This window comes from Gilliamella sp. Choc4-2, from assembly GCF_001690355.1.
Taxonomy (GTDB): Bacteria; Pseudomonadota; Gammaproteobacteria; order Enterobacterales; family Orbaceae; genus Gilliamella; species Gilliamella apicola_A.
Genome location: NZ_LZHG01000033.1, coordinates 99,609 through 123,681 on the forward strand (window position 1 = coordinate 99,609; position 24,073 = coordinate 123,681).

At 36.8% G+C, this 24,073-nt stretch carries 36 protein-coding genes; 12 read left to right on the plus strand and 24 right to left on the minus strand.

What is annotated here, in order from left to right:
* Positions 1 to 19: 19 nt before the first annotated feature.
* The 24 genes from A9G34_RS05020 to A9G34_RS05130 all read right to left on the minus strand — a co-directional run bounded on the left by A9G34_RS05020 (position 20) and on the right by A9G34_RS05130 (position 16,619).
* Complete coding sequence (locus A9G34_RS05020; protein WP_065569084.1) at positions 20 to 436, minus strand: DUF6631 family protein; 417 nt, start codon at positions 434 to 436, stop codon at positions 20 to 22.
* A 72-nt stretch (positions 437 to 508) separates the two neighbouring features.
* The gene (locus A9G34_RS05025; RefSeq protein WP_065569085.1) at positions 509 to 1,270 is read right to left on the minus strand and encodes a hypothetical protein; all 762 of its coding nucleotides are present in this window, start codon (positions 1,268 to 1,270) and stop codon (positions 509 to 511) included.
* A gap of 19 nt (positions 1,271 to 1,289) precedes the next feature.
* Positions 1,290 to 1,739 (minus strand): phage tail terminator protein, encoded by a 450-nt coding sequence (locus A9G34_RS05030; protein WP_065569086.1) that lies wholly within the window; start codon positions 1,737 to 1,739, stop codon positions 1,290 to 1,292.
* Complete coding sequence (locus A9G34_RS05035; RefSeq protein ID WP_065569087.1) at positions 1,736 to 2,257, minus strand: gp436 family protein; 522 nt, start codon at positions 2,255 to 2,257, stop codon at positions 1,736 to 1,738. Before A9G34_RS05035 ends, A9G34_RS05030 begins: the two co-directional genes overlap by 4 nt.
* A gap of 50 nt (positions 2,258 to 2,307) precedes the next feature.
* Complete coding sequence (locus A9G34_RS05040) at positions 2,308 to 3,234, minus strand: phage capsid protein (protein ID WP_065569088.1); 927 nt, start codon at positions 3,232 to 3,234, stop codon at positions 2,308 to 2,310.
* 60 nt (positions 3,235 to 3,294) lie between these two features.
* Positions 3,295 to 3,654 carry a hypothetical protein gene (locus A9G34_RS05045; RefSeq protein ID WP_065569089.1) on the minus strand — a complete coding sequence of 120 codons (360 nt, stop codon included), beginning with the start codon at positions 3,652 to 3,654 and terminating at the stop codon, positions 3,295 to 3,297.
* Positions 3,655 to 3,719: 65 nt separating this feature from the next.
* The gene (locus tag A9G34_RS05050; RefSeq protein ID WP_065569090.1) at positions 3,720 to 4,799 is read right to left on the minus strand and encodes a hypothetical protein; all 1,080 of its coding nucleotides are present in this window, start codon (positions 4,797 to 4,799) and stop codon (positions 3,720 to 3,722) included.
* 230 nt (positions 4,800 to 5,029) lie between these two features.
* Positions 5,030 to 5,512: a phage virion morphogenesis protein gene (locus tag A9G34_RS05055; RefSeq protein WP_065569091.1), complete on the minus strand. Its 483-nt coding sequence runs from the start codon at positions 5,510 to 5,512 to the stop codon at positions 5,030 to 5,032.
* Positions 5,513 to 5,606: 94 nt separating this feature from the next.
* The gene (locus tag A9G34_RS05060; protein ID WP_065569092.1) at positions 5,607 to 6,833 is read right to left on the minus strand and encodes a PBECR2 nuclease fold domain-containing protein; all 1,227 of its coding nucleotides are present in this window, start codon (positions 6,831 to 6,833) and stop codon (positions 5,607 to 5,609) included.
* Positions 6,826 to 8,322, minus strand: coding sequence for a DUF935 domain-containing protein (locus A9G34_RS05065; protein ID WP_141670342.1), 1,497 nt, complete (start codon positions 8,320 to 8,322; stop codon positions 6,826 to 6,828). Before A9G34_RS05065 ends, A9G34_RS05060 begins: the two co-directional genes overlap by 8 nt.
* Positions 8,322 to 9,713 carry a terminase large subunit domain-containing protein gene (locus A9G34_RS05070; RefSeq protein WP_218055676.1) on the minus strand — a complete coding sequence of 464 codons (1,392 nt, stop codon included), beginning with the start codon at positions 9,711 to 9,713 and terminating at the stop codon, positions 8,322 to 8,324. The genes A9G34_RS05065 and A9G34_RS05070 overlap by 1 nt, the downstream gene beginning before the upstream one ends.
* Positions 9,710 to 10,255, minus strand: coding sequence for a phage protein Gp27 family protein (locus A9G34_RS05075; RefSeq protein WP_065569094.1), 546 nt, complete (start codon positions 10,253 to 10,255; stop codon positions 9,710 to 9,712). Before A9G34_RS05075 ends, A9G34_RS05070 begins: the two co-directional genes overlap by 4 nt.
* A gap of 1 nt (position 10,256) precedes the next feature.
* A complete protein-coding gene (locus A9G34_RS05080; RefSeq protein ID WP_065569095.1) occupies positions 10,257 to 10,553 on the minus strand; it encodes a VpaChn25_0724 family phage protein in 297 nt (98 codons plus the stop codon).
* Between the two features lie 6 nt (positions 10,554 to 10,559).
* A complete protein-coding gene (locus A9G34_RS05085) occupies positions 10,560 to 10,862 on the minus strand; it encodes a DUF2730 family protein (protein WP_065564393.1) in 303 nt (100 codons plus the stop codon).
* Positions 10,859 to 11,059, minus strand: coding sequence for a TraR/DksA C4-type zinc finger protein (locus A9G34_RS05090; RefSeq protein WP_065569096.1), 201 nt, complete (start codon positions 11,057 to 11,059; stop codon positions 10,859 to 10,861). The genes A9G34_RS05085 and A9G34_RS05090 overlap by 4 nt, the downstream gene beginning before the upstream one ends.
* The gene (locus tag A9G34_RS11110) at positions 11,052 to 11,243 is read right to left on the minus strand and encodes a hypothetical protein (protein ID WP_442902683.1); all 192 of its coding nucleotides are present in this window, start codon (positions 11,241 to 11,243) and stop codon (positions 11,052 to 11,054) included. The genes A9G34_RS05090 and A9G34_RS11110 overlap by 8 nt, the downstream gene beginning before the upstream one ends.
* Positions 11,164 to 11,631 carry a hypothetical protein gene (locus A9G34_RS05095; RefSeq protein ID WP_065569097.1) on the minus strand — a complete coding sequence of 156 codons (468 nt, stop codon included), beginning with the start codon at positions 11,629 to 11,631 and terminating at the stop codon, positions 11,164 to 11,166. Before A9G34_RS05095 ends, A9G34_RS11110 begins: the two co-directional genes overlap by 80 nt.
* A complete protein-coding gene (locus A9G34_RS05100) occupies positions 11,624 to 12,247 on the minus strand; it encodes a transglycosylase SLT domain-containing protein (RefSeq protein ID WP_065569098.1) in 624 nt (207 codons plus the stop codon). The genes A9G34_RS05095 and A9G34_RS05100 overlap by 8 nt, the downstream gene beginning before the upstream one ends.
* A 2-nt stretch (positions 12,248 to 12,249) precedes the next feature.
* A complete protein-coding gene (locus A9G34_RS05105; RefSeq protein ID WP_065569099.1) occupies positions 12,250 to 12,666 on the minus strand; it encodes a putative holin in 417 nt (138 codons plus the stop codon).
* An 83-nt stretch (positions 12,667 to 12,749) separates the two neighbouring features.
* Complete coding sequence (locus A9G34_RS05110; protein WP_081295277.1) at positions 12,750 to 13,913, minus strand: hypothetical protein; 1,164 nt, start codon at positions 13,911 to 13,913, stop codon at positions 12,750 to 12,752.
* A gap of 32 nt (positions 13,914 to 13,945) precedes the next feature.
* Positions 13,946 to 15,034: a nucleoid-associated protein gene (locus A9G34_RS05115; protein ID WP_065569101.1), complete on the minus strand. Its 1,089-nt coding sequence runs from the start codon at positions 15,032 to 15,034 to the stop codon at positions 13,946 to 13,948.
* Positions 15,035 to 15,234: 200 nt separating this feature from the next.
* Positions 15,235 to 15,621, minus strand: coding sequence for a hypothetical protein (locus A9G34_RS05120; RefSeq protein WP_065569102.1), 387 nt, complete (start codon positions 15,619 to 15,621; stop codon positions 15,235 to 15,237).
* A gap of 9 nt (positions 15,622 to 15,630) precedes the next feature.
* Positions 15,631 to 16,215: a hypothetical protein gene (locus tag A9G34_RS05125; protein ID WP_065569103.1), complete on the minus strand. Its 585-nt coding sequence runs from the start codon at positions 16,213 to 16,215 to the stop codon at positions 15,631 to 15,633.
* The gene (locus tag A9G34_RS05130) at positions 16,212 to 16,619 is read right to left on the minus strand and encodes a helix-turn-helix domain-containing protein (protein ID WP_065569104.1); all 408 of its coding nucleotides are present in this window, start codon (positions 16,617 to 16,619) and stop codon (positions 16,212 to 16,214) included. The genes A9G34_RS05125 and A9G34_RS05130 overlap by 4 nt, the downstream gene beginning before the upstream one ends.
* Positions 16,620 to 16,713: 94 nt before the next feature.
* Between A9G34_RS05130 and A9G34_RS05135 the strand changes: the two genes are divergently transcribed.
* The 12 genes from A9G34_RS05135 to A9G34_RS05185 are packed head-to-tail and all read left to right on the plus strand — an operon-like array spanning position 16,714 to position 24,073.
* Entirely contained in the window at positions 16,714 to 16,905 is a 192-nt protein-coding gene (locus A9G34_RS05135) for a DNA-binding protein (RefSeq protein ID WP_065567015.1), read from the plus strand.
* A 45-nt stretch (positions 16,906 to 16,950) separates the two neighbouring features.
* The gene (locus tag A9G34_RS05140; RefSeq protein WP_065569105.1) at positions 16,951 to 17,256 is read left to right on the plus strand and encodes a helix-turn-helix domain-containing protein; all 306 of its coding nucleotides are present in this window, start codon (positions 16,951 to 16,953) and stop codon (positions 17,254 to 17,256) included.
* Between the two features lie 11 nt (positions 17,257 to 17,267).
* Positions 17,268 to 18,272: a hypothetical protein gene (locus A9G34_RS05145; protein ID WP_065569106.1), complete on the plus strand. Its 1,005-nt coding sequence runs from the start codon at positions 17,268 to 17,270 to the stop codon at positions 18,270 to 18,272.
* A 24-nt stretch (positions 18,273 to 18,296) separates the two neighbouring features.
* Positions 18,297 to 20,075: a DDE-type integrase/transposase/recombinase gene (locus A9G34_RS05150; RefSeq protein ID WP_065569107.1), complete on the plus strand. Its 1,779-nt coding sequence runs from the start codon at positions 18,297 to 18,299 to the stop codon at positions 20,073 to 20,075.
* A complete protein-coding gene (locus A9G34_RS05155) occupies positions 20,075 to 21,304 on the plus strand; it encodes an ExeA family protein (RefSeq protein WP_065569108.1) in 1,230 nt (409 codons plus the stop codon). Before A9G34_RS05150 ends, A9G34_RS05155 begins: the two co-directional genes overlap by 1 nt.
* Positions 21,304 to 21,576 (plus strand): hypothetical protein, encoded by a 273-nt coding sequence (locus tag A9G34_RS05160; protein WP_065569109.1) that lies wholly within the window; start codon positions 21,304 to 21,306, stop codon positions 21,574 to 21,576. Before A9G34_RS05155 ends, A9G34_RS05160 begins: the two co-directional genes overlap by 1 nt.
* A gap of 19 nt (positions 21,577 to 21,595) precedes the next feature.
* A complete protein-coding gene (locus A9G34_RS05165) occupies positions 21,596 to 22,117 on the plus strand; it encodes a host-nuclease inhibitor Gam family protein (protein ID WP_065569110.1) in 522 nt (173 codons plus the stop codon).
* Positions 22,118 to 22,119: 2 nt separating this feature from the next.
* Entirely contained in the window at positions 22,120 to 22,263 is a 144-nt protein-coding gene (locus tag A9G34_RS10745) for a hypothetical protein (RefSeq protein ID WP_176701474.1), read from the plus strand.
* A complete protein-coding gene (locus tag A9G34_RS05170) occupies positions 22,256 to 22,459 on the plus strand; it encodes a hypothetical protein (RefSeq protein WP_065569111.1) in 204 nt (67 codons plus the stop codon). Before A9G34_RS10745 ends, A9G34_RS05170 begins: the two co-directional genes overlap by 8 nt.
* On the plus strand, positions 22,456 to 23,154 hold the full coding sequence (locus A9G34_RS05175; RefSeq protein ID WP_065569112.1) for a DUF2786 domain-containing protein: 699 nt from the start codon (positions 22,456 to 22,458) through the stop codon (positions 23,152 to 23,154). The genes A9G34_RS05170 and A9G34_RS05175 overlap by 4 nt, the downstream gene beginning before the upstream one ends.
* Positions 23,155 to 23,556 (plus strand): gp16 family protein, encoded by a 402-nt coding sequence (locus A9G34_RS05180; RefSeq protein ID WP_065569113.1) that lies wholly within the window; start codon positions 23,155 to 23,157, stop codon positions 23,554 to 23,556.
* Positions 23,557 to 23,566: 10 nt separating this feature from the next.
* Positions 23,567 to 24,073, plus strand: a complete 507-nt coding sequence (locus tag A9G34_RS05185) for a hypothetical protein (protein WP_065569114.1) — start codon at positions 23,567 to 23,569, stop codon at positions 24,071 to 24,073.

The window sequence follows — 24,073 nt, forward strand, 5'->3', positions numbered from 1 at the left end:
GTAAAAACCTCACTCCAGCTTACTGATTTGCCTGTTTTGCAGCGTTTTGTCGTATTATTTTGCGAGTTACCGCGTTCATAAAAAAACGAGAGTTAACAACCCACCACCAATCTAATAATTGCAAACCATCTTCATATGACAACGCTTCAATAAACGAAATCGGTTTTTGAATAGAGGTACTGATTAATGAATAAACCAACTCTAAGTTATTCATAATGATTGAGTCCGCTTGCTCAATCGTGATTTTGTTTGTGCCATTCATTTCATTCACAATTAATGCAACAAACTGGTCAATCTCATTCCCAATTGTCAATGCATCTTTAAATGAATATTCACGTACTGTAATTGTTTCACCTGCTAGCACGATCTCACGATTCGGCATTAATGTTGCTAAATCATTTGATTCTTCTTTTGTTGCTGTCACTTTTTCTGCCATGTTATTTACCTACTAATAAAATTAGAGAGTTGAATAATTAGCGGTGACACGTCACCGCATAATAAAATAAATTTATTTCGCCTTTTGAACGTATGAGCCAAAATAACCAAGCGAACTATCCTTGTTTTGACTCATATCAGCTAGAACAGTAGCAGTTAACGGTAATTCACCGTATCCCTCATTATGTAATAATGAAAAATTCGAAATAGGGTTAAATTTAACGCGGAATAGCTCCACAATTACATGTTCATTTTCTCTGTCAGTATTGATACCATCAAGCATAAACCAACGCTCAGGCGGTTGACGGGTAAAAATGCCCAGACTTTCAGTCTTAGCGTATGAATAATCTACCGTTGCAGTTAATGCCGTTGTAGTTAATAATTTAATTAATCCTGCGTGAGCTGATTCGATTTCATAATCCGTGCCTAATACTAATGTAGAACCATCTGTCGTTTTTAACTCGACATCAGCTACAAATGGATGAGTTAACTTGATACGATCACCAATTATCAGGTTCTCTGGTAATTTTTCATCTGTCGCTATACCCGCATCAACAGTAATTTTTTCACCATAAAGCGCTAACGCAATGTTTTCGATTGACCAATCTTTTAACGTAAGATTTAACGTGCCGCTTTTACCCAGTGTTAATTCACCAACTTGTAGACGTTGCCCTGTATATGATTCATTTTGTGTTACCGTTTCAACACTTAGTTCCATTTCACAGGAATCAGCCGTACCCACATGCCTAAAGGCATTAGGTCGAACAGGTGAACTGGCGGTATTACGGGTGGCAAGATTTATGGTACCTTGTAAACTCATTAATAAATCTGACATATCTTTCTCCTAAAATTATTTATCGGCTACCGATGAAGTGTTGGGTTTGAAATGAATCAATCCAAACCAGCACGCCATTTTGAAAACCTAACGTTTGCCCACCAGTCCAACTAACTGGGCGAACGCCGTCAATAAACTGAACTGTTTTACCAATCAACAAATCACGCACCGCACCAATCACTGGATTTGCCAATTGTTTTACATTTTGAATATTGGTTGCTTGGCTAGAAATATCACGAGCAACAACCACAACACCAAAATTAACACTGACTGACTGCCGTGTACCTGCGGGCTTATCGTTGGGTGTTTCTTTACCAAGCAAAACGTAAGCCGCTGGTGTCGGCGCTGAAGTTAAATCGGTTAACTTACTGTATTCAGCACTAGTACCAACAAAAACTAAGGTTTTATCCGCTAATAGGCTTCTTAGCTTTTCAGCAATCACTGAAACATCAAATGGTGCGCTACTCATCGTCCAAAATCCCTAAGTGTGTTCATGTCAAACACTCGAACAGGGCCAGTTTGTTTAGGCACACCACCAGCAACAGGCAATGCATCATCAATGCCTAGTGAATATTTCCCTTCAGCTACCATTTTTAGAAAGCCCAGAACTTGTTTGTAATCACGCACGATAGGATCGCTTTTTTCATCAGAAACACGATTGCGATGCAATTTGTAACGAACAATAATGCGTGCCCAATCAGTTAACAAACGAGGTACCTTAACTAAGGGTAGCCTGTGTCCACGTTGCCGTAAAAAGCCGTTTATTTCAGCTTCAGTATCAGCTATTGATTCATTAATGCGTGCGATTGCTCGATTTGCATTAATAACATCATCAGGCAACCAACTTGAAACATCACCACCATTAATAATGACTTCCAACAAATTAGCATCTACGGGCATTTCACCATCTTGAGCAACCAATTGGGATAGCTCAACGAGTCCTGGACGTTCGGATAAATTTAGCAATGTAATGTATGGAATATTCATCATCTTTACCCAAACCAACGATAAATTACCGTTGGTTGTTGTTCACATTATTAACTGTTTGTTGGAATAACATTTTCAAACAAATAGCCCGCATCTTTAGCCACAACTAGCTCTTTGACCGATTCACCGACTCGAACACGTTGGCCACCACGTAAACCGATATCAGGATCAACAATCGAACCCGAAACACGATCTTTAAATTGGGCTGTAAAGCCAAACGTCACACCACCTTTAGTATTTGCTAATTTATTGCGAACGGTGAAACTAGCTTTATTGCCCCACGCACGTAATAGGGTTGGTGATTTACCCGGTTTAGCACTATTTAGGAATGCATCACCAATATAAATCGCTTCTAACTCTAATAAGTCAGCTAAAAAACTTAGTGGAACCAGTCCGTTTTCACCGGCATTTCCATGATATGCAGCAACAATTTTGGGATGACGACGTAATATTGTTGCAACTCGACGACCTAGTGTGCCAATATTAGGTCGCACAATCATTGAATCAAAAGCGTCTGTAATTAAACCAATCGGATCACTTTTATCATTGTTCCACTGTTGCGCTGCTGTTAAAGTTTTGGTGTTGGTGTAGTTACTTGCATTAAATAGTACATTAGCGGCTCGAACTTCACGATCTAACAAAATTAAATCAGTCGTTGCTTCGACTGCATGACCGAGCGGGTTATGACCAGTGATTGCAGTATCAATATCGTCTTGCGGTACAGGGCTATCTAGTCCATAATCAGTCACTGAACTTTCTTGCTCTTTGGCACCAAATTCAACTTGATTTGGTTGTGCTGTCCGCCCAACTTTAGTATCTGGGAGCGTAAATCGCTCTGAAAAATCGTACTCCAACCATTTAAAAGACGTGCTAGAAACAGGCACACGGGGCAAAACCTCATCGGCAATTAACTTATTATTACGGTAAGCGATAGCAATTGCAGTCAACTGCGGTTCAACGGGAAAAGGACGTTGCATATAAAACTCCTATTTATAAAATTGTTTATCAAATGTCATGGACCATTAGTTAAATAAAAATTAAGCTTGTTTACTTGGCGCAATCCAAATAGTGCCTAATTCATCGGCAGCACCCACAACTTCGGCATAGCCAATAATAAAATCACCTGACATTGCTTTTTTAGCTCGACCATCGACATTTGCTGTGATTGGATCACCAATCGCAATTGTTTCGCTATAAAAAACTTGTGCCAACCCACTGCGCACAACGTCAAACACTTCACCATCACCACCACCAACAATTGTTGATACACCGATTAATAATGCAGTACCGTCAATTGCAGTTTTTGCTAGCCCATCTTCATTACCATGACAGACAATCACGCGTGGTTTGACTTCGCCTTCAGCGGTTTTTGCTACTGTTAATCCTAGAATATTCATATAAAAACCTTTTGGTTAAAATTAAAATGATGCTGACATTAGTAATCAGCCTGTAATTAATGCTCTTATTTTTTAGCTTTGGTTACATGCGTAACGGCTTGACTAATTGAAATAGTATTGCCTTTGTCTGCCTGTTCTTTTTGATAGGCTTTGGCTGCATCAGCAATGACTTTTGGATCTTGTTTATCAACGTTATCTTCACTATCACTAGCAGCCGATTTTTCAGCAAAGTTCATAAAAGCAGGACGTTCTGAAAGTACTTTTTTGATTAAATCAACTGGGGAACTGTTGACCGTTGTATCACCTTCAGCAAATGAGATCGGTTCATTGCCTAGTGACATAAATACTTCAACGACTGTAGTTTTATGTGTTGGTAATAATTTGCCAGATTTAACTAATTCATCAGCAAAAGCGGCAAATTCTGCCCGTTTGTTAGTTTGTTCTTTTTCTAGCAATGCTTGTTCACGTTTGGCTAGTTCAGCATTTTTAGCGTCAATTGCAGCTTGTTGTTCGGCAAAGCTAGCGTCTAAATTAGATTGTGGCATTTTTTCTTTCTCCTTTTGTTTTTGAGCAGATATTGAACGCAATGATTCAAGGCGCCATTGCGGTAAAAATAGGTCAGCACTGGCAATGCCGGCTTTTTCAATCAGCAGGTCACGTAAATTGGCTAAAATTGAAATCAAATTTTCATCAAATTCTTCATCAGCCATTGAGAACTCAGCAGCGCCTTGATCACCGTCTGATTCGGCAAAGCTGGCATCAGGCAAGCCTTTAATAGCAGGTGCTGCTGCACCTAAAAAACCGATGTGACGAGCATAATAATGACCAGGCTTAGGGTTGCCCGGTGAATCGGGTAAGTAAATTGAAAGTGAACGTTTTTTATAACTTCCCGCATTATAGGCTTCAGCAAATTCTGGATTAATCTGATCTAACTTGGCATAAACCAAACCATCTTTTACTTCGAATGATTTTGCCCATGCGTAAGCCGGAGCTGTTAGTTTTGGATGACCGATTACAGCAGGCGCTTCAGATAAACTTGGATCGTAGCTTTCTGCTAAATCAATACAGTTCTCTAAAGTAAAAGTGATTTTTCGACCATCTACCGCAGTATGCGTACCAGGTTTAAAAACGGGGATAAGTGCCATAAAAAATGCTCCAATAAATTGATATAGAGCATCATGATCTATTTTGAGGTAAGGGTAATCTGAACGCGGGCAGATAAATTTTTAATGATTTGGAAAGAGGAACGGCAAAATAATAGAAGAAATATACACTAAAAACTTATTATAAAGCATTTACAACACGATTAAAGCGATTCGTAAATAAACTGATTAGCCTTTTTTAATAAAGTAGCTTAAAATGCGTTATATTGCGTTTAAGCTAAACCTAGATGTTCACGCACAACATCGACCAATAGTAATTTATCTTGAGCGCTAACGCCAAGCCATGGTCTGGCGGGAATAACAATTTGCTTAACAGCTTGACCACCAACATTTAACGCTTGCTTATTACATGGTTTTATAACACCACCAAATTGATGAATTGCACCATACACTACGTTGGTACCAAATAACAAGGTATTACCATTTATTTGATAACGTAATGTACTGCGCAATGTGCCGTCTAGCGTTAAAATTTTATCTTTTTGCTTTGGCTTACTTTCTTGATACCACGGGGATAATGTTTGCCAAGGTATACCGTCTGGTGATTCTTGGGCATTAAAACGTGCCTCATGAATATCTAATAACACTTCACCCATGTGTTCAAATAAACCAGTCACATCATCTATGGCTACTTCAATATGAAGCATAGCATCAAGCGCATCTTGTATATTAAACTCAATATTTACGCCAGTCATTTTTTCACCTATACTATTTTGAATGTAAGTAAGCAGCTTCTGCCAAAGCCTCAAATCCTTACTTATGCACCTCAATTATGGCAGTGATTGAGGTTTATCGTTTAAACACTCGAAAACCAACACGCAGTTGCTCTAAATATTCAGGGTTATCAGGCGCAAATGTTGTTACACCTAGCCAACCATCATCACCGACCTCAAACACCGCAAGCATTGGCTTAACTTCACCATCAATCATAAAACGCGAGATATAACGCCGCCGAACTACCGATTTTTGCAGATGATCAAAGTATTCCATCCGTGCCCAAATCTCATCTGGCAGTTTTAATGAATCAGCTAGTAATAATAAAAATTGCTCACGACCACGTTTTGTCACTTTCAGTTCACCAGTTTTGCTAACAGTGAAAAGTTGTTTACCAATTACCAATGCTTCACCAGCAACATCTTTAAAAATAGCTGGCGTAGTTAACGTTGCGCCAAATTCATTTAAGAAAATATTGGCATAATCTTCTTCGGTTAAGCCTTTTTCTAATAATCTAGTTTTGCTTACTTCACGGATTGCCGGCCATTCATCAGTTGCTTTGCTTGATGGTAAACCTCGTTTTAAAGTTGGATCTGTATCTAATGGATTGGGCACAAAGTTATCAAGTCGTGATTGTCCGGGAATATGTTCAAAGCTAGGGTCAATTCCTTCAGGTACTCGAACTATTCTAGGATTACCGCTATTTTCACCAATCACTTTATCAACCCAATTAATTGATGGTGCTTTATCAGGCCCATTTTTTCCCATACGTTTTAAATCATCAGCTGTACGACCTCGAACACGGCACTGGCAACCATAACCGTTAGGGGGGAAGTGCGCATTCCACCAGGAATCATTAAAATCTAATACCAGATGATCCCAACTTTTATGTAGTTCTCTAGGGTGTTCAACATAATCACTATGTAAGTATTCTAGGTATGGAAATTTTGCATCACGTAGTTGTTGATAGCGACCAGCTTGATAAGAACTGTTTAAATTAGTTTCGTAAATAATACGAGTACGCCAGTTAAAACCACCGTTATAGCTCCAACCATGTTTTTCGACAATTTCGGCAAAATCTTTTCTAAATTCTTCAAGTGTTGTACCTTGGCTAATAGCTTTATCGATTGCGGCTCTAAAATCATTTAGTAACGCATTACGATTTGCGCCAGCCACAACAAACGCATAATCATGTTCACTGTTGTAGATATCAGCGTAACCGTTTGTTGGTACATTTGCTTTACGGCTAAAGAGCTCAATTTGTTCTTTAAAAGGTAATGAACCATAAGTAAGATTAGCCATTATTGCTATCCTCAATCAACTCTGTTCTGCCCGACAAATTAGCAGCAGTCAATGCTTCAGCCATGACTTTTGCATAATCATCTAATTGCATATCTGGAATTAATTCAAATAACTTATCACGCAATTCTTCTAATGATTGTACGCTATCAACCAGTTCTTTAATTTGATTAATCCACTTATCAGTAACGGGCTGCATTTCAGTGTTTAAACGTTGTGACTGAAGTACCGGCGCAAAACCATTTTGCTTTTGTGCTTCAGCAAATTCAGCCGTTTTTACTGTTTTAATCGCTTCATCAACTTGTTCTGGTTGTCGTTTTTCTTCCCACTCCCCACCATATGTATCTTGAACATAAGCCAATGTTGGACGGAAGCCAGTTGATTCAATAATATTTTTATCACGCTCTGACATTGATTTTAGATCATCCGGCTCATCAAAAACTCGGGAAACTTGAGGAACAGCAGCACCAGGAAAATTCATCTGTGTAAACCATGTGCCCGGACCTCGATTCCATGACTCGCACATTACATCAGAATCTGATTTAGCAATTGATGTTAGTACCGCTGCTTGCAATGACTCATCACCACCGATTGAGCTTGATGCGCCGCCTGATGAGGTAATTTGTCCGACTGTTACACGCCTGATTGCTTCATTCATTGAGTCATAGAATGCCTTATAATCGTCTGCGCCTGAGCGTGCTATTTGTAGCAATTCAAGCGTCATGCCATCTGGCATGATGATGCCTGAATCGGTCTGAATTGCACGAGTGAGTGACAGTAAGTCCCTTTTTTGTTCTTGTGTTGCACCTGTACTATATTTGCCCACTGCCGTTGGCATGCCGAATTTTTCCAGAAAAATTAGCCAGAACTTAATATCATTGCGTTTAAAAAAGCTTGGCCAGTAAAGCCAGTGAGCCAAGCCTAAGCCGTAGGGTTCATCATCATGATCGGCACCAGTTGCATAATGCCAAAAGTACGGTGCATCACAAGCAACACCTTCATGCATATTATTGGGCGTTAATAAGCGCAGTTCACCCATTGGAGTAAACCGAAAACGACGGCGATCACGAACTTTGATATCGTCAATCCAATATAGATTATCTTTGATGCCATAAATCAACTCCGCTACGGCATAACCATAAAAAACACCGTAATGCATTAACTTAGTCACTCGGTCAAATCCAACCGATTTCAGTAACTCACTCATAGCTTCAGCAGCTTCAATATCAATTGGTTTATCTCCACCTGGTTCAACTTTCCATTCACGTGAAATTACGGCATCTTGACGTTGGGTAAATGCTGACTTGACTTCATCATCATTCAATACTTCTTTATAAATATCTAAACGACCGCCACCCCGATTACGAAGAACACTGTCATCTGGCAGCGCTAGCGAACCAACAAACAATTTAGTAATATCATTATTTTCACCTGTGCCTGCCAGCTCTCGTCCTGTTTCAACATGTGGCTTTTTGCCTTTAAACCATAACATTAAATAAATCCTCCAAAATCGTTACCGCCCCGTACTGTGCCAAAGCCTGTATCAGTTGTTTCCAGTTCTGAGCTATCCGAATATTGATTCAATGAACGGTAAGAATCACGATATCCAAGTGACTGATATTCAATTTCATACCTATCTTGGCTAGCTGCATTAATTGCAAGAAAGGCAGCCCAAGTTCTATCAGCATGACCATTACTATCAGAATCAGCAACAAAACGCGGTTGCCCCGTTGCTCCAGTCACTTTTTTCAACTTATGCAAATCGGCACGAAGGGCATTATTGCCTGCGGGAATACGAAGTTTTCTATCTTGAAATGCTTGTTTACCTTGTGTTGCTAATGTTAATTTATTTGGAGCGGTAAATAGCACACCTTCAACGACCATTTCACCATAACGTCGTTTAGCATCCTCAACAGGTTTTTCACCCATACCTGTTTGGTCCATACAGATACGAATAACACGATAACGCCTAAAAACATCATCAAGCAGTAAATCTTGTTCAGCAAAAGAGAGTCGTTTACGCTCAATAATTTCACGAGTCCAAAGCACGTCGCCAACTTGTTCAAGCACCCAAACAACAAATAGGTCATTACGTGCAGCAATATCAACACCAACAAAACAAGGATTGCCTGTATAGTGTTCAGGAACTCCTGCTTTTTCATCTTCGACACTGGTTATTAAATCAAAATCAAGCCAACTGCTAGCTTCATCAAGCCACTTGAGTTCAAACTCTTGTACCCATAAATCATCATCACCGGCACCTTTGCGTAATTCCTCAATATTTCGAGGCAACCCATCATTAACGCATTGATAAATATCCGCTACATGGCGTGACCAACCATCATCTTTACCAGTCATCAGTTCATAGAACTTATTCCCTTTACCATTGGGAGTGCTGATCACACGCAATTTTAATCTGGGCTTTGAAATAACAGGGAACAAGGCTTTCCAAATGGCACGGCTATCTTGATGAAAGGCAAATTCATCAAGTAACACACTAGCACTAAAACCACGAGCGGTGTCTGGATTGGCAGGTAAAGCAGTAATTTTACTGCCACCTGGTAATTCAACTTCTAACGCTCGAATATTGGCATCCCAATCATAATCGAGTTCTTTAAAACCTGCGGACATTGCACGCAGATGAACTTTAACACCCTCATTCATGGCTTCACGGGCTTGACGTTCACCCCGTGATAAAATAACCCAACGCGCACGTTTTCCGTGTGCTTCAGCTCGCAAACAATCGAGAACAATTTGCAAAGTACTGGTAAAGGTTTTACCGCATTGCCGAGAGAACATAGCAATAGCAAAACGGCTAGTGTCGTTTACCCACTGTTTTTGATAGTCATAGAGTTTTAAGGCTGGTTCATTTTTTACTGTCATAAGTCATACGCCGCTTTAATTACTTTAGCTAACATTTCAGCTGGTACTTCGCCTGTTTTTTCTAGCTCATCCAGTTTTTCTTTTTGCTCACGCAATAACTTTTCACGTGCTGCTTTTTCGATTTCCTGCCGCTCTTTAAAGCTTAATTGACGGGCTTGCATGGCTTCTTTGGCTGCTTTCGCTAAAAAACTAATTTCTTTAATCGTGATATCTTCCGATTCATGGGCTTTAAATGCAGCACGCGTTGCCAGCGTTGTAACAGCCTGAGCAAGTAGTGCTCCTGATTTATCATCAACACTGTCACCAAGCTCATCAACCAAAATACGTGATGCTGTTTCAATTTCACGTAAGCTATTGGTCATTTCATTAAAACCTTTTTGATAGCGGTGAAGACTGGAACGACTTGGCGTATCAGTACTTGGAAACTTTTGTTGCAGTTCGGTAATCATTTCATCAAGTGTAAGCTGATCGGCTCGTAATAATTTTTCGATATATGCTCGAACTTCTGGCTCTAGCTTGTGAATTGTTGATTTACGTCCCATATTAAGCTCCTGCGCCTGGTCGTTTGACACCATGCACAATCACTTTTCCTGTTGCAACATCCGCACCAAAATCAGTTAAACGTGCAATAATAACACTACCGATTGTTTCGATTTTGATTAAATCTTGCTGCCCAAGCCAACTTAAATGGGTTTTAACTTGGTCTCGACTAATAGCGTGGCCATAGTGATCTAAAGCACTATAGATAATGCTAGAATTACTACTGTAACTTGGCATTTCATATAAGATACGCAAAATAACCAACCGTTGATCTTCTTTTAAAAATTCAGCGTAGCTCATAATTCCTCACTTGTTCTTTAATAAAAATTGGTTAATGTTATCTAATTGACGAGATAATCCTGAAAGCCGATCAGATAACTGATTTAAAGTAGCTTCGTTGCTACTTAATTTTTCAATCAATTTAGTTACCTGATGCTGAGTCGGTAGTGATTTAACCGTCTCCTCAACTTGTGTTACTCGAATACGTAAATCTAATAATTCTTTTTGACTAGCCGATTGACGACCAATTAGCCATGAGTACACTCCTACAACCGCCATTACAACCCATTGCAAAAACTGCCAATTAAAGGTAAGTTCGTTAAAATTCATCGTTTATTCCTTTTTTCTTCTATCGAAGCACATTCGATACATAAATCAGTCACTAATGCTTTTCGACGTTCTTCAGCTATCGGCTCTTCACAGATTCGACAATACAAATTTGATACTCCTGTCTTTGCTTGATGTTTTGCTAGTATTCGTTCCCGTGCTTCCATTTCTACAGTTGATGCTAAATCAGCGTTATCCATTATTTACCTCGTTGATATATTTTATTAGTTCAATAAATCGACCTGAGCACTGCCCGTATTGGTCATAAAGCTGTTTTAAGGCTTCAGCTAAACCATCCGCCGTATTATTTCGTCGTTTTACGGGTAATTCGCATGGTACCGTCAGTTGTGCTGGTAAAACCATGGGTTGTTGCTTGTGCGGCATTTGCACGGGCTGAGTCGATGAACTGCAAGACACTATCATCAAACACGCAATGAGTGCGATCATTAGCCGTTTTGTTAAGTGCATCTTGTAATGCTTGAGTTGATTGTTCATCATATAATTTCCTTTCTGCTATCTGCTGTGACAATGAATAACTTGCATTATTAGCGGCTTTAGTTAGTTGCTTTGTACTCTCAATAAATTGGCTTAAAGTATTCATTGCTTGTTGTGCTTCTAAAGCAATATATTCTTGTTTGGCCATTGATTTGCCATGACTGATACCTAATTGGTAAAATGAACCAAAACCAACAATCAAAATTATTCCCAACAAAAAATAACTTTTATTGCTCACAAAAAAGCTTTTGATTAATTTGTATATATTTTTAATCATCACAAACTCCTAAACCCCAATTTTCATTTATATAAACAGGTTGCCAGCGGTAGATAATACGAATTGGATAATCACGGTTTTCTTTAAAATTAATGCTGTTACGTCCACCATTAATATTTTCAACAACGCCCCAGTAGTGAGTAGCATCTTGGTATTCTCGTTTTGCTCGCTGACGATCACGATTCACCCAACCAAGTCCGCCGTTATATGCCGAAAGGGTGAATCCCCATCTATCACAATCACTCGCCGTTGCATTAATACGCTGATATAACCAATAATCATATTGAACTAAGGCACGCAGTGCCCAAGATGGGTTATAAGGTTCGTTGCTACCCAATGATTTAGGATAAGCCCCTGCAATCCAATCCGCCGTTGCTGGCATAAACTGAGCCAAACCTTGAGCACCAACATGTGATTTTGCGTTTACTTTCCATCGAGATTCCTGATGAATTTGAGCTGCAAACAACGCAATAGGCGCATCAAGACCAAAAATTGCTCGTGCATTACGTGTCAGTTCCCGTTGATGTTGCTTAGCATCATTTGGTACAACTGCTATAGCAGGCGTTAAATGACAACTAAACAGCATAAATACAATAAGTAAGGTTAAGTAACGCATGGCTATAATCCAAGTGTTACGCCAAGAATCACAGCGGAAACAATCAACGCCCGCCGAATCAGAACAACCGCAAACAGGGTTCGATACTCATCAAGAACAGGGTATTCCGCACACATTTTTGAATCCATTGCCTCTGGTTGTTCATTGTTTTCTAAAGACTCAATATATTGCTTGGTATAAAAATCAGGACCAAACTCTTTCCAATCGTTATATAAATAACCGCCAGGAGATGCATAAGGGAAAAGCGCACGGTCTAGGTGGTAACCAATCACGGCAGAAAGCAAGACCAAAGCCAGTTTATAAGCAACAACAGGCAACTGTTGAGGTGAGAGTAACGTAATAATTGCAAATAAAGTAATAGCGACTAAATACCATTTAAGCAGACGAATTTGGGATAATTTTTTGATAGGGTGAGCCATAAAAAAACCTCATAATTAATTAAATTAATGTATGAGGTTATTATGATCTTACTTACTTGAAATGTAATTTGAACGGGGGCAGATTAATTTACTGAGTGTTTACCTATAGCTTCAATTAGCTCGGTTATAAACGGTTCTAACAATGTGAAACCAATTAAAAAGGCATAAATTAAAGATGCACCGATAATACACCATAAAAATTTTATTAAACGACTTTGGTATTTTATCTGGTTCTTAATAGTTTTATGATTAAGTCCCCATAAATCATTTTTCAAATTTTTAGGTAACTTATTCTCAAATAATTCAACTTCCTTCTTAATATCATCTAATAGTTTAGATTGATTGAAAAGCACGATGCCACATAATGATGCATAGACAATAAGGGACAAAATACTGACCCAATGTATGTCTAATTTAGCAAAATTAAATACTGCTGTTGCGACTGGAAGACCCAATACCTGAGTAACCGATTTACTTAATGCTTCATTAATTCGAGTGATGAACTTTGCACCACGCTCTTCAATTTTTTTCACAAATTTGCTGTAAGAAAAATCTTCTAAATAAAGTTCATACTGAATAACTGTTTGATGATTAATATTAACAACATTTTCCAGTAAATGACAAATATCGTGCTTATTTGAGCCTTCTTTTTCGGTCAAATAGTCAGTAACAGCAACGGAGAAAGCATTTTTCTTAGCATGGAAATGCTCTTTTTCAATATTACCATCAAACCATGAGCATAGCTCTGTAATTGCTTTAATTTTCTTTTCATCTAATTTTTTTAATAAATTAATGAAATCGGCTGCATTTTGTGGTTTTAATGAAAGTTCAAAAGGTTTTTGATTAAAAAATACTATAACAGTATCTGATTTAGAATAAAACAACCCATTAACTTTATCTTTTCCTTTTAATAACTGCAATAATTCAATTATTTTTTCTAAATTTTGTGAATTTATGCTAGTATTTTTTTTACTAAATACTAACCATTGATGCTCTACTATTGTCTCAAGGTTTAAATTATCCCACCATTTAGTTTTATTTTCGAAATAGTGTTCATAACTGGCATATCCAAACCCATCTTGAAGAATTGGTTTTAATGTAAACCCAACGTTTTCACCAATGGTGATATCTGTTTTATTAAGCTGAAATTGATCACTATGGTTATCATTCCACGTCAGTAAATTAGTAATATCATTTTGATTTTTAGGCGTAACAAATCCTGTAAGCTCTTTTTTGCTTACCTTCATCTCCGTTACTAAACTAAAAAATTCATTCAACATTACTGTACTAAAGCCTTATAGCGTGTGGTTAATTCGGTATATTCATCATCACTAATTTTAATTTGAAGGTATTTATCTTCTTCAATGGTAACCGCTTTAATAGACTCGCCTATTTCTGATTTCGTTCCTTTAATTGTAATACCTTTTTCGGCCAATGATAAATCAAATTTTTCATAACGCTGTAATTTTTGTCCATCCACTCGAAAAGAAGAGTCTAATACTATATTATTTGTTTGACGGTATTCATTAAATTTAGGTTTATCATTTAAACCATGTGTTGTAAGTGCTGTGTCTAGTAGCTTATCAATATCTTCTTCTATGTGAACTGGTTCACCTTGATCTAGTTTGGTTCGCATTAATGTTGTAATATCTGTTTCAACCTTCTGGCGAGTTTTTAAGTCATCAAAAGTTGATTCAGTGTAATTCATTACACTTTGCAATAGCAAATTTGTTGTTTTACCGTTATCAATTTGTTCACTGACAGGTACAAACTCTTGGATATACTCTGGTAGTTTGCTACTGCCACGTTGGATCCATTGAATATAGTTATCTTGTGGTGGGTCATTTGGATTTGCATGATGCAGTGCCATCTGAACTAGATTGATTTTAAGTCCTACTTTTAACGCATCATTATCTATAACGCTAGTATTAGAAAATTCACCGTTTGTATTGATATTGATATATTTATTTAAGCTAATTAATGAGAGTAATAAGTAATCTGTGTTACTGCGATCTCGATAGAATATCATTGGCACGTATTCGCCAGTCGTCGCACTTTTCTTAGTGACAAAATGGAATAATCCTTTTGCTATTTCTTTGGATAATAGAAGGTAATCAATTTGGTCGTTAGTAGAAAAATAATCATCTGCTAAGGCCTTAGAAAGAGTATTTTGAATACCAAAACCACCACTAATAGAACTATTGCGTCCTGATTTTTGTAGCTGTTGTTCTGCATATTCAACAAAATTTTTTAAATGCTCATTATTTGAATGCAATGCTTCTTGTAGTTGTAACGTTGCAGCTGAACCCTTTGTATTTTGTTCTTTTTTTATTTGGTGGATAATACCAGCTTGAATTGTGTATGCCATTCCCATTTCCTCTAGTTTAACTAAATTTTATTTTATATTCTGTTATAAAGATGTTTCTTTCCATATTACCTTTGTCTAATTTTCTTCCAAACACTGATACTGATAGGTAACTTTAAACTGATTACACTCTAAAAAATCACCCCAAACACAAGAGCGTTGACCAACATCAAATGCTTTACAGTTTTTTTTAATATTATAAATTAATCATTAATAAGCTTCATTTTCTCAATAATTTCAAATCTATCTGTGCTTGTTAAATGGCTAACTTCTTCAACACCACCTTGAGATAAAAGTAATCCACTTAGTTCAGATGGGTTTTTATAGATTGCAAATTCATATTCTTTATAACCAGTAAAAGCACCATACCCATTTTTAGCATTAATAAATACAATATAAATAGTTGCATCATGACCATCTATTTTTCCTTGCATATAACCTTTAAATATATATTGTGCACTATCAGGATCTTTCAGTTTACCCATCATATAATTTTTTATTTTTTTCTCATATTCTGGGTGAGAATCACAGCCAACTAATAAAAAAATACTAAATATAATTGAAGTACAAAGTAGCCATAAATTTTTCATCTTTAATCCTTAAAAAATAATCGCACCAAAAATAAAACCCACGGCAAATATCGCTAACGTAGGTTTTGTTTGAGTTTTAAATAATGTTATTACTTGATTATAAAAATTTTGATTATTTAATTTCTCTAAATTAGAAAGTTCTTCAACATAATTTAATACATTTTGTAGCTGCATTTTATTAAGCCGTTTTAAATCTGAAGTACAAAATTGCCGTTTACTGTAATGATTCATCTTATTTTTTAATTCATCTTTGCCATTAATTTCACAAAGAATCAAATGGATAAGCATTTTGCAAGATGCTTTTTCTTTAGCTGCTTCAAATTCATCAGTTAAAAATTTATCAGCAATAGGAAATTGTGAAACAGTTATTTCATTAATACTACAAACACCAAGAGTAGCGTGTAGTTTAAGCCATAGTTCTGGTGCCGTTAACTCCCCGTAGTTTTCAATATCAGAAATTAAACTATTAAGGGATTTTCGTTGAGCGGGAACCAACGGGCGAGTATCTAACTCATCATCATTACTTGACGTAATATTATAAATATCTCTACCAGCTATTTGTTCTGCCGTATTATCCTGAAGTCCAACCGTCACTTTATTTTCCGCCTCCTAGTTGTATAAATATTTCCACCAGCAATTTGACCTTCACCACGAATTGTATTATTCGAAATATTAACCCCTGTCTGCTGAGCCGTTCCCGCCGTTAGTGCACCTAAGGCTGCCGCTTTAATTGCCAATGGTGCTATTCTAAATTTGTCAATTAAATCTTGCTCATCAACAGATAAATTATTTGTTGTTCTAATACCAGTTACAACATATTGAACATCTAACCCAAAATTAGCTAATGTAGATAAATATAACGCATCAGGAAATCTCTCACCTTTTTCATAATTAAGTTGAGTTAATTTTTTTACATTAGCAATTTCCCCCATAGCAACTTGGCTAAGGCCCATACGTTCACGTTCTTCTTTTAGTCTTAATCCGATATTTTTTTGCATACTTTTTATCTTGACAGGTATAAATATTTATACCATAATTTAACACATAATTTATAAATCACTTATTAATAACTTATATCAAAAGGAGCTAAAAATGTCTAAAGTTCTCACTCCCGAACAAGTTAAACAACAATTTCAACAAAAAGGTAAAACTATCAAATCTTGGGCGATTGAAAATGGTTACCACCCCGTTGTTGTTTATAACGTTTTAAACGGTTTAAGCCGTGCTCATCGTGGTAAAACACACGATATAGCAGTAAAACTTGGCTTAAAACAAGCTTACTAATGCTGATTGTAACAGTTTTTCATATACAGAAAAAGGGCGAAAGACATGCATAGATCACAAATTTCAACGTCTGGCACTCGAATACTTAAGGTACTAAAAGCGCTTAAAGGTTATACGTTAACGGGATTATCTAACGGCGATATCGCAAAGATGATTAATGAATCACCTGTTAATGTAACGCGTTCACTTCAAACACTAATCGAGGAAGGACTAGTAATTAAGTTAGATAATGGTTTGTTTGCTCATAGTGTGCAAATGTTGCAAATAGCCCAAGCACATGCAATTCACATCACTAAAATGCAAGACCAAATAACAGAAATCAATCAGCGTATTACGGCTGGCGCAAGATAAGGATAACCAAAATGGCAAGAACCGCAAACAAAGCAAAAGAAGAAATTGAACTACCTGCAATTGATGAGCAAGGGATTAATGATGCAATGAATACCATGACTACTATTCAAAGTGAATATAACGAAGAACGCGACCTAGTTAACCAACTTTTAGGTCAGGCTCAAATGGCTGATGCTTTTGGGAAATTTTCCCAAACTGTTTGGGCTTCTAAATTAAATTTTGTTAAAGAAAACAAGCTTTATCGTAATTTATCAGGGAAAAAAACTCCAAACGGTTTGGAGTTAAAAGGAACTTGGGAAGAATTTTGTTCATTGTTAGGAGTATCTGATGAAAAAGCTAATCAAGATATAGCAAACCTAAAATCATTCGGCGAGGAAGCCCTTGAATCTATGTCTCGCATGGGCATTGGCTACCGTGAGTTACGCCAATATCGTAAGTTACCCGAAGACCAAAAAACGGCATTAATTGAAGTTGCTAAAGCTGGTGATAAAGAGGCATTAGTTGAATTGGCAGAAGAGTTTATTGCTAAAAATGCTAAGGAAAAAGAGCAGCTCAAAAAAGAAAATAGTAATTTGCAAGCTGATTATAAAGCATTAAGCAAACGTAATGCTGATGTAGCGAAAGAAAAGGAAGAATTAGCAATAAAATTGGCTCAATTTGAAATGAAAACCATACCACTTGATGAGCGTTTAGAGCCGTTTAAAAAACAAATAGCAGAAACGCAATCACGCATGGATAAGCTATTTGAAGAACAAAGGCAGTATGTAGACATTATGTATAAATTAATGCTCGAAATACTGGAGAATGACCCTGATTACGATCCCGAAAAACCATATTCATTGCCCGAATCAATGCAAATTGCATTATTAACATTGAATGGTTCAGCTGTATTAACTTTAGATCAAGCTCGTTATGTGCATCGTGAACTTTGGAGCAAATTTGATAGCGATATTATGGAAGCTCAACAGCGACAAGAATCTTTAGTAAATGAGAATATCCAAGATTTATATAAATGATATTTCATATCAAGGGAATTTAAAATGGTATCACCTAATATTCGCAACTATTTAAATGAATTAGCAATTAAGTTAGATAAAACAGATTTTGGTTCAAGAAGCGCTATTATGAGTGAAGCACAAGCCTTTTTAGGTATTTCTAAACAAACTATTTACCGACAATTAAAAGAGTTTTGTGGTTGGTCAAGTGATCGGAAATGCAGAGCTGATAAAGGTGATACAAGTGTTTCTGATATTGCTTTAAATGCGGTCGGAGCAATATGTAAAGAGTCAGTGCGTGATAATGGTAAACAAACTATGTTTACAACAACAGCAACAAGTATTGCAAAACAAAATGGTTATGAAATTGGTGTAAGTACTAATCATTTTGCAAGATTATTACGAAACCGCAAAATGAATGTAAAAGCACAGCAAGTGGCCAATCCTGTTCAGTCATTACGTGCATTGCATCCCAATCATGTGCACGAAGTAGATCCCTCTCTATGCCTAATTTATTACATGAAAGATAAACAACATATTATGCGTGACCGTGATTTTTATAAAAACAAGCTAGAGAACTACGCAAAAGTTAAATACAAAGTTTGGCGTTACACATTGTATGACCGTGCATCTGGCATGATTATACCTTGGTATGTCGAAGCAGCAGGCGAAAACCAACACTCATTATTCCAATTTTTAATGTTTGCCTGGGGTAAGCAAGATGGGCGGTTATTTCACGGTGTACCACAACTTCTCTATTGGGATAAAGGTTCGGCTAATACATCATCAGCAATCAAGAACTTGCTAGACCATTTAGAAGTTAAATATCTAGAACACGAGGCAGGCAATGCAAGGGCTAAAGGTGGTGTTGAAAATGCCAATAATATCATCGAAACACAATTTGAAAGCCGTTTAAAGTTTCAACCTGTCAGCAGTATTGATGAGTTAAATCATGCAGCAATGAACTGGGCGGAGGCATATAACGCCAATCGTTTACCAGGACAAGATACACGTTTGCGTCGTATTGGATTATCAGAACCCGTATCACGTCAATCACTTTGGCAACATATTACGGCAGAGCAATTACGCACATTGCCATCAATAGAAGTTTGCCAAGCCATTATGGCAAGTCGTGAGCAAGAGCGCCAAGTTAAAGCTGATTTAACCATTAGTTTCAAACATCCACAATCAGAATCATCATTAGTCTATAGTTTAAAAGGCTTAGACGGCATTACGGTAAAAGATAAAGTCAGTGTTCGGGCGTTAGTGTATGGCGACTGTGCTGTACAAATCGAAGTACCACGTTATGACGGCGAGTCATTAATCTACCGTATTGAGCCAGATCGCAATTTTGATAAGTTTGGACAACGTTTAGATGCACCAGTGATTGGCGAGGAATATAAATCTAAAGGTGATACTGAAATTGAACAAGCAGCAAAAGCGATGGATCAAGTTGCATACCCGAACATGACCGAAGATGAAATCAAAAAAGCGAAGCAAAAACAAGTAGCACCGTTCGGTGGTCAGCTCAATACACTCAGTTATCTAGATGATATTAATCATCCTGCTTACTTTGAACAAAAAGGCAATGAAATTAAAACACCGGAACATTTAAAGCCAGCTACCACAACATTAACGCTAACCGCAGCTTTAATGCGTATTACCAATTCAATCGGTCGCAGATTAACAACTGATGAAAATAAGTGGCTATCCGCTCGTTATCAAGATGGTGTACCGGAAGATTCGTTAGATTCACTAATTCGTACATTTACAACACCTGTTGCAGTTGGTAACGGTACGACAGGGTTTAGGAGTGTTAAATAATGCTGAAATTAAAAAGCGTAATGACGCAATTCAATATCAAACAAGCGCAACTCGCCAAGCATATTGATTATAAAGGCAATTCAATCAGCCAAGCAGTAATTAGCCAGCTTGTTAATCACAATATTTGGCCACGCTCTATTAAGCATGAAGAACTAGAGCAGAAGATTGAAAAGGCATTAATAAAATTAGGTTTAAGCAATGATTATTTACTAAATATTTTTGAAGAAGAAACTGACACAGCCGAAATCTTGGCGGACGACGCTGTGCCAGTTGACTCAAATGAAAACTTAACAAAGGAGTCAGCCTATATGTTACTACGAAAACAAACTATAAATCGAGATGCACGGGCACATTTCCGCATTCCTAGGGATCCATTTACGGATGAAATGACCGAAGATGCCGACGTTTATCTATCTGATGATATTCGTTATGTACGTGCTGCAATGCGCCAAACAGCAAAACACGGCGGAATGCTAGCCGTAATTGGTGAGTCGGGTAGCGGTAAATCAACACTACGGCACGATTTAATTGATTGGATCAATATTAATCATGAACCAATAACGGTTATTGAGCCGTATGTATTAGGGTTGGAAGATAACGAAGTCAAAGGTAAATCAATAAAAAGCATGGATATTAGTGGCGCAATCATTAATGCGATTGATCCACAGACCAAACCAAAACGCAGTGCTGAAGCACGAGCACGGCAAATGCATACTTTACTTAAAAATAGTGCATTATCAGGTCGTAAACATTTAATGATTATTGAAGAAGCTCATGGTTTATCAATTCATACGCTTAAGCATTTAAAACGCTTTTACGAGCTACAAGAAGGCTTTAAAAAACTACTGTCAATTATCTTGATTGGGCAAACAGAGCTACAAACAAAACTATCAGAATACAACCCTGAAGTTCGTGAAGTGGTTCAGCGTTGTGAAGTTGTGAACTTAAAACCACTTGATTTTAAAGTTGAAGAATATATCAAGCATAAATTTTCACGTGTTGATATGGACTATACAACGTTATTTGATTCATCTGCATTTAATGAAATCATCAATCGGTTACGTGTTGCAACAACACGTCGAGGTGAAAAGCAAGTGCGTTCATTATGTTATCCATTAGCAGTAAATAACCTTGTTTCTAACGCATTAAATCTAGCTGCACGCATTGGTGCGCTAAAAGTTACAGGTGAAGTAATTGTTGAGTGTATCAAAGACCGAGGAGATATCTGATGAAAAAGAACCAACTCATCAATAATAGCATCAATGCGGTTAATAAGGCTGTAACTATATTATCTAATGAAGAATTTACCGTCATTGGTTTTTATCATGATTCACTTTCAAAGCCAACTATTGAAATTGAGCATCACCCAAAGTGCAATAAGTTTATAGCTGTGGGTAAAGCGATGTATTACCGACATGAAGGTTATTACAGGTTTGGGCAATTTGAATTAAATGGCTGCCGAGTTATATGGAAAGAACGCGATATTAGTCGCTTGCATTAATCGAATAGGAGCTATAGAAATGATAAAGACTAAAAAACGTATTAAAACTACCGCATCAATCTATGTTGTGCAATCAAAAGATCAAGCAACAGAGGCTATTAAATATTTAGGCGATATACAGCGTGAATTAATCCGATTAGAAACCGAAATGAACGATAAGATCGCTGAAATTACTGCAAGTTATTCATCAAGTATTGAAGTATTAAAAAAGAAGTCAGTAGAAATACAAAAAGGTATCCAAATTTGGTGCGAAGCAAATCGTGATGAACTGACTAATGGCGGTAAAGTTAAGTCTGCAAATCTAGTTACTGGTGAGGTTCAGTGGCGTAATCGACCGCCATCTTGCACTATTCGTGGTTCCGAATCAGTTATTGAGGCATTGAAAGAACTCAAATTAACGCGATTTATTCGTACTAAAGAAGAAATCAACAAAGAAGCTATTTTAAACGAGCCAAATGCAGTAGCGCATGTTCCTGGCATCACTATCAAAAAAGATGTTGAAGATTTTGCGATAGTGCCATTCGAACAGGAGGTTATCTAATCATGCAAACACAAGATTTTTATATTTTGTATCAATTTATCCTTAGTCAAATGCCTAATTTTATTGAGTATTGTAAAGAACGTGACTTATCGGCATGTGAAGCCGATCGTATTGTTGACGAGTTAGAGGAATTAGCAAATGGCTAAATTCTCTAACCCTAAGCGTTATATGCCCGACCATTATATCTCCATCAGCCATGAACATTCATTTATGCGTGAGGTAACTAGTCAGGGCTATGTTGATGGAAAGCAGTACGATGAACTTTATGCTGAATATACAAAATTAAAATCAGCTAAAACATTAAAACAACGTTTGGTTAGTTTTTTTAAGGTGTTTTTATGACAAATAATAATGAAAAGTACATTGATAAAATCAAAAAACTTTTAGCATTAGCAAAATCAACTAATCCACATGAAGCTGCTATTGCTATGCAAAGAGCACTAAAGTTAATGAAAGAACACGATATTAATGCTAGTGATGTTGAACTATTTTCAATTAACGAATCAATGGCAAAACGTACACCAACTGATGCAGAAAAACAACCGTCTTATGTCGGTATATTGGCTAATGTTATTTGTTCTGCATTTGGGGTTAAAGGTTATTTTTGTTATAACAATGAAACGAATCACATGACTGTTAAATTTTATGGAATGAGAGAACGCCCTCAGCTTGCAGCATATGCGTTTGATGTTCTTGTAAGATTGATTATTAAGGCGCGTAAAGAGTTTTTGAATGGCCAAAATAAGCGTATTAAAAAATCAACAAAAATGGCTAGAGCAGATCAATTTTGCATTGGGTGGATTAATGGAATTTATAATGTTTTAAGTAAGTTCGTTATACCTGATGATGAAAATAAAATACTAAATAAATATGAACAGGAAAAGCTTGATTTATCAGAAGCAACATTACGCAATACTAAAAACTGCAATGGTGCAGATGACGCTAAATATAAAGGGTATTTAGCTGGAAAAAACATAAAACTGAATCATGGTTTATCTGGTTCAGGTAATTCTCCATCATTAATAGGAGTTAAATAGATGAAATCTAAATACATCAAGCTGATTCATATTGCAAAATCTCAACTTAATCTAGATGACGATACATATCGTCATCTATTACTGACTATAACTAAAAAAACTAGCACTAAGGATATGACAGTTTGGGAACTAGAAAAAGTTATAACTAATTTGAAATTAAAAGGTTTTAAAGTTAAATCATCAAAAAAAACGGGGAAGATAACAGCTACAGAACCAGTTCATAAAAAAATACGCTCATTATGGCTAGCACTAGCTGATGCAGGTGAAATCAAAAATCGTTCTGAAAAAGCTATCAATTCTTATGTAAAACGTATTACTGGTGTTGAAGTGATGGATTGGCTGACTCAAAAACAAGCAATGGTTGTAATTGAAAGCCTAAAAAGTTGGCAAGCTCGCATATAAAGGAAGAAGCATGAAATTAACACGTTGCCCAATTTGTCATAACGAAATTAATTTAGAAGCATTAGTCGAAGATGATTCTGGCAGAGAACTACTTATATTAGTAAGTAATTTAAACTATGGCTGTGCTAAACCGATGATTGCCTATATTGGTTTATTTCGTACTCAAAAATCAAATTTAAGTAATTCTAGAGCAGTAAACTTAATTAATGAAGTTCTGAAATTATATCAACCAAGCAGGCATCTAGCTCACGCACTACGGGAAACAGTTAATAATATTCACGCTAAGCGTTTAACTAGTGAGTATAAACCGTTTAAAAATCATAACTACTTAAAATCTGTTTATGAATCAACTAAGCATTTATTTGCATATGTTGAACATAAAGAAGAAGACAAACCAATTCGTAGTAGTAATGAAGAATATTTTGAACAGATGTATAGGGCTGGTGTTGACTTTAGTAAATTAGAAAAAAATATACCTGGCGCACTAGATTGGTATAAGAAGAAAACAGGAGCGTAA

Coding starts and splice junctions, on each gene's coding strand:
- A9G34_RS05020 (WP_065569084.1), bottom strand. CDS start 436: ATGGCAGAAAAAGTGACAGCAACAAAAGAAGAATCAAATGATTTAGCA.
- A9G34_RS05025 (WP_065569085.1), bottom strand. CDS start 1,270: ATGTCAGATTTATTAATGAGTTTACAAGGTACCATAAATCTTGCCACC.
- A9G34_RS05030 (WP_065569086.1), bottom strand. CDS start 1,739: ATGAGTAGCGCACCATTTGATGTTTCAGTGATTGCTGAAAAGCTAAGA.
- A9G34_RS05035 (WP_065569087.1), bottom strand. CDS start 2,257: ATGAATATTCCATACATTACATTGCTAAATTTATCCGAACGTCCAGGA.
- A9G34_RS05040 (WP_065569088.1), bottom strand. CDS start 3,234: ATGCAACGTCCTTTTCCCGTTGAACCGCAGTTGACTGCAATTGCTATC.
- A9G34_RS05045 (WP_065569089.1), bottom strand. CDS start 3,654: ATGAATATTCTAGGATTAACAGTAGCAAAAACCGCTGAAGGCGAAGTC.
- A9G34_RS05050 (WP_065569090.1), bottom strand. CDS start 4,799: ATGGCACTTATCCCCGTTTTTAAACCTGGTACGCATACTGCGGTAGAT.
- A9G34_RS05055 (WP_065569091.1), bottom strand. CDS start 5,512: ATGACTGGCGTAAATATTGAGTTTAATATACAAGATGCGCTTGATGCT.
- A9G34_RS05060 (WP_065569092.1), bottom strand. CDS start 6,833: ATGGCTAATCTTACTTATGGTTCATTACCTTTTAAAGAACAAATTGAG.
- A9G34_RS05065 (WP_141670342.1), bottom strand. CDS start 8,322: ATGTTATGGTTTAAAGGCAAAAAGCCACATGTTGAAACAGGACGAGAG.
- A9G34_RS05070 (WP_218055676.1), bottom strand. CDS start 9,713: ATGACAGTAAAAAATGAACCAGCCTTAAAACTCTATGACTATCAAAAA.
- A9G34_RS05075 (WP_065569094.1), bottom strand. CDS start 10,255: ATGGGACGTAAATCAACAATTCACAAGCTAGAGCCAGAAGTTCGAGCA.
- A9G34_RS05080 (WP_065569095.1), bottom strand. CDS start 10,553: ATGAGCTACGCTGAATTTTTAAAAGAAGATCAACGGTTGGTTATTTTG.
- A9G34_RS05085 (WP_065564393.1), bottom strand. CDS start 10,862: ATGAATTTTAACGAACTTACCTTTAATTGGCAGTTTTTGCAATGGGTT.
- A9G34_RS05090 (WP_065569096.1), bottom strand. CDS start 11,059: ATGGATAACGCTGATTTAGCATCAACTGTAGAAATGGAAGCACGGGAA.
- A9G34_RS11110 (WP_442902683.1), bottom strand. CDS start 11,243: ATGCCGCACAAGCAACAACCCATGGTTTTACCAGCACAACTGACGGTA.
- A9G34_RS05095 (WP_065569097.1), bottom strand. CDS start 11,631: ATGATTAAAAATATATACAAATTAATCAAAAGCTTTTTTGTGAGCAAT.
- A9G34_RS05100 (WP_065569098.1), bottom strand. CDS start 12,247: ATGCGTTACTTAACCTTACTTATTGTATTTATGCTGTTTAGTTGTCAT.
- A9G34_RS05105 (WP_065569099.1), bottom strand. CDS start 12,666: ATGGCTCACCCTATCAAAAAATTATCCCAAATTCGTCTGCTTAAATGG.
- A9G34_RS05110 (WP_081295277.1), bottom strand. CDS start 13,913: ATGAAGGTAAGCAAAAAAGAGCTTACAGGATTTGTTACGCCTAAAAAT.
- A9G34_RS05115 (WP_065569101.1), bottom strand. CDS start 15,034: ATGGCATACACAATTCAAGCTGGTATTATCCACCAAATAAAAAAAGAA.
- A9G34_RS05120 (WP_065569102.1), bottom strand. CDS start 15,621: ATGAAAAATTTATGGCTACTTTGTACTTCAATTATATTTAGTATTTTT.
- A9G34_RS05130 (WP_065569104.1), bottom strand. CDS start 16,619: ATGCAAAAAAATATCGGATTAAGACTAAAAGAAGAACGTGAACGTATG.
- A9G34_RS05135 (WP_065567015.1), top strand. CDS start 16,714: ATGTCTAAAGTTCTCACTCCCGAACAAGTTAAACAACAATTTCAACAA.
- A9G34_RS05140 (WP_065569105.1), top strand. CDS start 16,951: ATGCATAGATCACAAATTTCAACGTCTGGCACTCGAATACTTAAGGTA.
- A9G34_RS05145 (WP_065569106.1), top strand. CDS start 17,268: ATGGCAAGAACCGCAAACAAAGCAAAAGAAGAAATTGAACTACCTGCA.
- A9G34_RS05150 (WP_065569107.1), top strand. CDS start 18,297: ATGGTATCACCTAATATTCGCAACTATTTAAATGAATTAGCAATTAAG.
- A9G34_RS05155 (WP_065569108.1), top strand. CDS start 20,075: ATGCTGAAATTAAAAAGCGTAATGACGCAATTCAATATCAAACAAGCG.
- A9G34_RS05160 (WP_065569109.1), top strand. CDS start 21,304: ATGAAAAAGAACCAACTCATCAATAATAGCATCAATGCGGTTAATAAG.
- A9G34_RS05165 (WP_065569110.1), top strand. CDS start 21,596: ATGATAAAGACTAAAAAACGTATTAAAACTACCGCATCAATCTATGTT.
- A9G34_RS10745 (WP_176701474.1), top strand. CDS start 22,120: ATGCAAACACAAGATTTTTATATTTTGTATCAATTTATCCTTAGTCAA.
- A9G34_RS05170 (WP_065569111.1), top strand. CDS start 22,256: ATGGCTAAATTCTCTAACCCTAAGCGTTATATGCCCGACCATTATATC.
- A9G34_RS05175 (WP_065569112.1), top strand. CDS start 22,456: ATGACAAATAATAATGAAAAGTACATTGATAAAATCAAAAAACTTTTA.
- A9G34_RS05180 (WP_065569113.1), top strand. CDS start 23,155: ATGAAATCTAAATACATCAAGCTGATTCATATTGCAAAATCTCAACTT.
- A9G34_RS05185 (WP_065569114.1), top strand. CDS start 23,567: ATGAAATTAACACGTTGCCCAATTTGTCATAACGAAATTAATTTAGAA.